The sequence below is a fragment of the Streptomyces sp. NPDC043427 genome, assembly GCF_056436655.1.
On record NZ_JBWKCC010000012.1, the window covers coordinates 1 to 6,580 of the forward strand.

Here is a 6,580-nt window from a genome sequence, read left to right on the forward strand (position 1 = left end):
CCCCCCCCCCCCCCCCCCCCCTCCCCCCCCCCCCCCCCCCCCCCCCCCCCCCCCCCCCCCCCCCCCCCCCCCCCCCCCCCCCCCCCCCCCCCCCCGCGGGGCTGTCAGCCCATGTGCGGGTAGATGTAGTCGGTCGGCGGGACCAGCGTCTCCTTGATGGCGCGAGTCAGGGTCCAGCGCATCAGGTTCTGCGGAGCGCCGGCCTTGTCGTTGGTGCCGGAGGCGCGGCCGCCGCCGAAGGGCTGCTGGCCGACGACGGCGCCGGTCGACTTGTCGTTGATGTAGAAGTTGCCGGCGGCGTAGCGCAGCTTCTCCATCGTGTACGCGGCGGCCGCGCGGTCGCCGGAGATGACCGAGCCGGTGAGCGCGTAGGCGGACACCGCCTCCATCTGGGTCAGCATCTCGTCGTACTTCTCGTCGTCGTAGACGTGCACGGCGAGGATCGGGCCGAAGTACTCGGTGGTGAAGACCTCGTTCTCCGGGTCGTCGCACTCGATGACGGTCGGGCGGACGAAGTAGCCGACCGAGTCGTCGTAGCTGCCGCCCGCGACGATCGTGCAGGCCGGGTCCGTCTTCGCGCGGTCGATGGCGGCCTTGTTCTTGGCGAAGGCGCGCTCGTCGATGACGGCCCCGATGAAGTGGGACAGGTCGGTGACGTCACCCATGGTGATGCCGTCGACCTCGGCGGCGAACTCCTCCTTGAAACCGGAGTTCCAGATGGAGGCCGGGACGTACGCCCGGGAGGTCGCCGAACACTTCTGGCCCTGGTACTCGAAGGCGCCACGGGTCAGGGCGGTCTTGAGGATCGCCCGGTCGGCGCTCGGGTGGGCGACGACGAAGTCCTTGCCGCCGGTCTCGCCGACCAGGCGCGGGTAGGAGCGGTACTTCTCGATGTTGTTGCCGACCGTCTTCCACAGGTACTGGAAGGTCTTCGTCGAGCCGGTGAAGTGGATGCCGGCGAGCTCGCGGTGCTCGAGGGCCACCTTGGAGACCTCGATGCCGTCGCCGGTGACGAGGTTGATGACGCCCTTGGGCAGCCCGGCCTCCTCCAGGAGCTGCATGAGCAGCACGGCCGCGTGGGTCTGCGTCGGGGACGGCTTCCAGACGACGACGTTGCCCATCAGCGCGGGGGCCGTCGGCAGGTTGCCGGCGATGGCGCTGAAGTTGAAGGGCGTGATCGCGTAGACGAAGCCCTCCAGCGGACGGTGGTCGAGGCGGTTCCAGACGCCCGGGGAGTTCGCCGGGGGCTGCTCGGCGAGCAGGTCACGGGCGTACTTGACGTTGAAGCGCCAGAAGTCGATCAGCTCGCAGGGGGTGTCGATCTCGGCCTGCTGGGCGGTCTTGGACTGGCCGAGCATGGTGGAGGCGGCGAGCGTCTCGCGCCAGGGGCCGGACAGCAGTTCGGCGGCGCGCAGGATGATCGCGGCGCGGTCGTCGAAGGCCATCGCGCGCCAGGCGGGCGCGGCGGCGAGGGCCGCGTCGATGGCGTCCTGGGCGTCCTGCTGGGTGGCGTTGCCGTAGGTGCCGAGCACGGACTTGTGGTTGTGCGGCTGTACGACGTCGAAGCGCTCGCCGCCGCCCAGCCGCTTGACGCCGCCGATCGTGCAGGGCAGGTCGATCGGGTTCTCGGCCAGCTCCTTGAGCTTGGCCTCCAGCCGGGCGCGCTCGGGCGAGCCGGGGGCGTAGCCGTGCACCGGCTCGTTGACGGGGGTGGGGACCTGGGTCACAGCGTCCATGGGTTCCGTAACTCCTTACTGAGCGGTGTTGCTGCGAGCGGGGGCGGGGCTCAGCCCTTTGTGATCATGCTTCGTGCGAAGAACCGCAGGTTGGCGGGCTTCTCCGCGAGGCGCCTCATGAAGTAGCCGTACCAGTCGGTGCCGTAGGCGGTGTAGACGCGCATGCGGTGGCCCTCGGCGGCGAGGCGGAGGTGTTCGTCGCTGCGGATGCCGTACAGCATCTGGAACTCGTACTCGTCGAGTTTGCGTCCGGCGCGGTGGGCGAGTTCCTGGGCGATGGAGATCAGGCGCGGGTCGTGGGAGCCGATCATCGGGTAGCCCTCGCCGTCCATGAGGGTCCGCAGGATCCTCACGTACGCCTTGTCGATCTCGTGCTTGTCCTGGTGCGCGACCTCGGCGGGCTCCTTGTACGCGCCCTTGACCAGACGCACGCGGCTGCCGTTCTCGGCGAGCCGGTGGGCGTCGGCCTCGGTGCGGAAGAGGTAGGCCTGGATCACGCAGCCGGTCTGCGGGAAGTCCTTGCGCAGCTCCTCGTGGATGGCGAACATCGAGTCGAGGGTGGTGTGGTCCTCCGCGTCCAGCGTGACCGTCGTACCGATGGCGGCGGCGGCCTCGACGACCGGGCGGACGTTCTTCAGCGCGAGTTCGTGGCCGTCCTCCAGCGCCTGGCCGAACATCGACAGCTTCACGGACATCTCCGCGCGGGTGCCGAGTTCCAGCGCCTCGAGCCGGTCGACGAGCTCCAGGTAGGCGTCCCGGGCGGACTCGGCCTGCTCGGGGCGGGTGATGTCCTCGCCGACGACGTCCATCGTCAGCTCCAGGCCACGGTCGGTGAGCTCCCGCACGATCGGGACGATCTCGTCCACCGTCTCGCCCGGGATGAAGCGGTCGACGACCTGCTTGGTCACCGGTGCCGCCGAGATCAGACGTCGCATCCGGTCGCTGCGCGACGCGGCGAGAATCACGGGACCCAGCACGGGGCACCTCCATACCAACGCATACGAGGCCGATGCCCGAAGATCCGGGAACGGCACGGAGAACCACCGTGAAACCTAAGGATCCCTCCGATCGTCGGCCATCGACAGCTGTCACGCATTCGTGCCCCAGATCTCAGACAGATGTATGAAGGGGCTGCGGGGATGGGGGAGAATGCCCGGGTGACCGCCGATTCCGCATCATCCCACCGCGCAGGCGACTACCAGGAGCTGGTCGACGAGATCTCGGAGCTGCTCGGCGCGCCGGCGACCCTGGAGAACCGGGACTTCGAGCTGATCGCCTTCGGGGCCTACGACAGCGAGGGCGAGCTCGACGCGTCCGCGCTGGACCCGGTGCGGACCCGCTCGATCCTGACCCGGCGTTCCACGGCGGCCGTGCGCACCTGGTTCGAGGGGTTCGGCATCACCCGGGCCACGGGCCCGGTCCGCATCCCGCCGACCCCCGAGGCGGGGGTGTACCGGGGGCGCATCTGTCTGCCGGTACGCCATCGGGGCGTCGTCCTCGGCTACGTCTGGCTGCTGGCCGACGATCCGGGGCCCTCCGAGCGGCAGCTGGCGGCGGCGATGGAGGTGACGGCCCGCATCGGCGCGCTCCTCGCGGACGAGGCACAGCACGGGGCGGATCTCACCCGGGAGCTGCGGGCGGTCCTCACCGCCGAGCCCGGCTGGCCCCGCGACATGGCGATCGCCGAGCTCCGCACGGCCCTCGGCTCCCGCGCGGACGCCCCCCACACCATGGTCTGCGTGGCCCCCTGGCCCTCGGCCGCCCCGGAGGACACCCCCTCCGTCCGTACGGTGCCGGGGGCCACCGCCCTGTGCACGGTGCCGTGGGGAGCGCAGGGCCACTGCCTCGCCCTCCTCGTGCGGCTGCGCTCGTCGGACGTGCTGACACCGGCGACTTCGGCGGCGGGGAGGTTGCTGGAGCGGGCGGGGGTGGGCTCCGGGGGTGCTGGAGCCGGCGCCGCGTCCGGAGCGGGTGGTGGGTCCGGGGGTTCCGCGCCCGGAGGTGGGCCGGTCGCCGGTGTCGCCGGGGCGCGGCCCGGGCTCGGGGAGCTGGGGGCCGCCTGGTGGGAGGCGTCCGGTGCGGCGCGGGCGGCGTTGGCGGAGTCCCGGCTCGGTCCGGTCGCCGAGTGGGCGTCGATCGGGCCGTACCGCCTGCTCACCGCCCTGCCCCCGGAGGCGGCCCACGACCCGGTGACCGGCCCCCTCCTCTCCCCCACCCACCGCGAACTCGCCCGCACCGCCGAGATCTACCTCGACTGCGCCGGCCAGGCCGGCCGCACCGCCGCCGAACTCGGCATCCACCGCCAGACCCTCTACTACCGGCTGTCCCGCGTGGAGCAGCTGACGGGCCTGGACCTGGACGACGGCGAGGACCGGCTGCTGCTGCACATGGCTCTCAAGGCACATCGGCTCTGAGTCGGTGCCGGCGCGCCGGCACCGACCGTGCCCCCGCCTTCGAGCCGCGCCTGATCGTCCTCGACGAGCCGGGGCGGATCAGCCCTTCGTGGCACCCTTGATGACCCGGCGCAGCCCCTCGGTGAGCTGTTCGGCGTCCGTCGCGGTGTCGGGGTCGAAGAGCCACTGGACCATGAGCCCGTTGAGGAGGGTGACGTAGAAACGGCCCTCCGTGTCGACGGTCTCCTTGTCGAGCTCGGCCTCCGGAACGCCGCTGAACAGGGGCACGAGCCCCGAGCGGCCCTGTTCCTGCGCCTCGGCGAGCAGTTTGCGCACCTCCTGGAGCCGGTCCGCGTGGACGACGACCTCCAGGCTCAGCATCCAGATCGCCCGCGCTTCGGGCACTGAGCGGATGATGGTCGCCCACACCTCCTGGAAGCGCTCCAGCGACCCCGGGGGTGACGCGGCCTCGGCCTCGCCCCAGCCGGGGTCGAAGGTGTCGCCGAGCCCCTCGAGCAGCGAGATGTACGCCTGTACCAGCAGCGCGTCCTTCGAGCCGTAGTGGTAGCCGATCGACGCCAGGTTGGTCCCCGACTCCTTGACGATGTCACGCGCGGTCGTGCGCACGAACCCCTGGCCCAGCAGGCAGCGCTTGGCGCCTTCGAGTAGATCCTCGCGATGTCCCATGCGGACCACCCTACCCCCGATCCATACACCTGTCCTAGACGTGCGACTTACACGATTGACTTACACGAACGGCCTACACGATCGACTTACACAATCGTTCTAGACAAACGTTTAATACGCCCGTACATTCCTCGGCATGACGAACTCGACGAGCACGACCACCTCCCGTGCCGGCCGGCGCGAATGGACCGCCCTCGGCGTCCTGATGCTTCCGCTGCTGCTGGTCTCGATGGATGTCTCGGTCCTCTACTTCGCGATCCCGGCGATCAGCGCGGACCTCGAACCGAGCGGCACCCAGCAGCTGTGGATCTTCGACATCTACGCGTTCGTGCTGGCCGGCCTGCTGATGACGATGGGGTCGATCGGCGACCGCATCGGCCGCCGCAGGCTCCTGCTCATCGGCGCCGCCGCCTTCGGCACCGCGTCCCTGATCGCGGCCTACGCGAACAGCGCGCAGACCCTGATAGCGGCCCGCGCGGTCCTCGGCATCGGCGGCGCGACCCTGATGCCCTCGACGATGGCCCTGATCCGCACGATGTTCACCGACCCCGCCCAGCGCGCGAAGGCGATCGGCCTGTGGTCCGGCGTGATGACGGCGGGTGTCGCGCTCGGCTCGGTGATGAGCGGTGTCCTGGTCGAGTACTTCTGGTGGGGCTCGGTCTTCCTGGTCAACCTGCCGGCGATGGCGCTGCTCCTGGTCCTCGGCCCGGTCCTGCTGCCCGAGTCGCGTGACCCCGCGCCCGGCCGCTTCGACTGGCTGAGCGTCCCGCTCTCGATGGCGGCCGTGCTCCCCGTGATCTACGGCCTGAAGGAGATCCCCTCCGAGGGCTGGCACACCGAGTACGTCGTCTCGGTCACCCTCGGCCTGCTCTTCGCCGCCCTCTTCGTCCACCGTCAGCGCACGGCGGCCTCGCCGATGATCTCCCCGGCGCTGTTCCGCGGCCACGGCTTCACGCCCGCCGTCGTCCTCAACCTCGTCTCCTCGTTCGGGATGATCGGTTCGGCGTTCTTCACCACGCAGTACCTCCAGTCGGTCCTCGACAAGAGCGCGCTGGAAGCGGCCCTGTGGGCTCTGCTGCCCTCGGTGCCGATCGGGATGGCCGCCCCGCTGTCCACCTCCCTGGTCCAGAAGGGCGTCAACCGGGCCTACGTCGTGACGGTGGGCTTCGCGATCGCCGCGGCCGGCTACGCGCTGCTGGCCCTCGCCGACACCGACTCGATGTGGCTCGTGCTGGCCGCCTGCGGCGTCCTCGCCTCCGGAATCGTCATGGTCGTCTCCCAGATGACCGACCTGGCCATGGGCGCGGCCCCGGTCGAACGCGCGGGCTCCGCCTCCTCCCTCCTGGAGACCGGCGCCGAGTTCGGCGGCGCCCTCGGCATGGCGGTCCTCGGCTCCATCGGTACGGCCATCTACCGCCACGAGATCCCGGCCTCGGCACCGGCTCCGGCCCAGGAGACGCTGGGCGGCGCGCTGGCGGTCGCGGGCGGGCTCCCGGGGCGCGCGGGAGACGCCCTGGCGGCGGCGGCGCGGGAAGCGTTCACCAGCGGGATGCAGGGGGCGGCGATCGCGGGGGCGGTACTGCTCGCGGGGGCGGCGGTGGCGGCGTCCGTGACCCTGCGGAAAATCCGGGTGAAGTAACAGGACAAGCGAAAGGCGGGGGGGGGGGGGGGGGGGGGGGGGGGGGGGGGGGGGGGGTGGGGTGGGGGGGGGGGGGGGATAGGCTATGCAGATCAAGCAAAAGGACAGGGAGAGGGCGGCGGGGC

At 71.1% G+C, this 6,580-nt stretch carries 5 protein-coding genes; 2 read left to right on the forward strand and 3 right to left on the reverse strand.

Annotated elements, in window-relative coordinates:
* Window positions 1–104: 104 nt before the first annotated feature.
* Window positions 105–1,736: an L-glutamate gamma-semialdehyde dehydrogenase gene (gene pruA / locus AC067M_RS20480; protein WP_478698422.1), complete on the reverse strand. Its 1,632-nt coding sequence runs from the start codon at window positions 1,734–1,736 to the stop codon at window positions 105–107.
* 50 nt (window positions 1,737–1,786) lie between these two features.
* Entirely contained in the window at window positions 1,787–2,713 is a 927-nt protein-coding gene (locus tag AC067M_RS20485) for a proline dehydrogenase family protein (protein WP_478698423.1), read from the reverse strand.
* A gap of 162 nt (window positions 2,714–2,875) precedes the next feature.
* Here AC067M_RS20485 and AC067M_RS20490 point away from each other — a divergent pair, with 162 nt between their 5' ends.
* Window positions 2,876–4,150, forward strand: a complete 1,275-nt coding sequence (locus AC067M_RS20490) for a PucR family transcriptional regulator (RefSeq protein ID WP_478698424.1) — start codon at window positions 2,876–2,878, stop codon at window positions 4,148–4,150.
* A 78-nt stretch (window positions 4,151–4,228) separates the two neighbouring features.
* Here AC067M_RS20490 and AC067M_RS20495 read toward each other — a convergent pair whose 3' ends face one another.
* Window positions 4,229–4,816: a TetR/AcrR family transcriptional regulator gene (locus tag AC067M_RS20495; protein ID WP_478698425.1), complete on the reverse strand. Its 588-nt coding sequence runs from the start codon at window positions 4,814–4,816 to the stop codon at window positions 4,229–4,231.
* 136 nt (window positions 4,817–4,952) lie between these two features.
* Here AC067M_RS20495 and AC067M_RS20500 point away from each other — a divergent pair, with 136 nt between their 5' ends.
* Window positions 4,953–6,455 carry an MFS transporter gene (locus tag AC067M_RS20500; protein ID WP_478698426.1) on the forward strand — a complete coding sequence of 501 codons (1,503 nt, stop codon included), beginning with the start codon at window positions 4,953–4,955 and terminating at the stop codon, window positions 6,453–6,455.
* The last annotated feature ends 125 nt before the right edge of the window (window positions 6,456–6,580 follow it).

Bases quoted from the DNA above. Each gene is read 5' to 3' on its own strand.
- AC067M_RS20495 (WP_478698425.1), bottom strand. From the start codon at position 4,816: ATGGGACATCGCGAGGATCTACTCGAAGGCGCCAAGCGCTGCCTGCTG.
- pruA (WP_478698422.1), bottom strand. From the start codon at position 1,736: ATGGACGCTGTGACCCAGGTCCCCACCCCCGTCAACGAGCCGGTGCAC.
- AC067M_RS20500 (WP_478698426.1), top strand. From the start codon at position 4,953: ATGACGAACTCGACGAGCACGACCACCTCCCGTGCCGGCCGGCGCGAA.
- AC067M_RS20490 (WP_478698424.1), top strand. From the start codon at position 2,876: ATGGGGGAGAATGCCCGGGTGACCGCCGATTCCGCATCATCCCACCGC.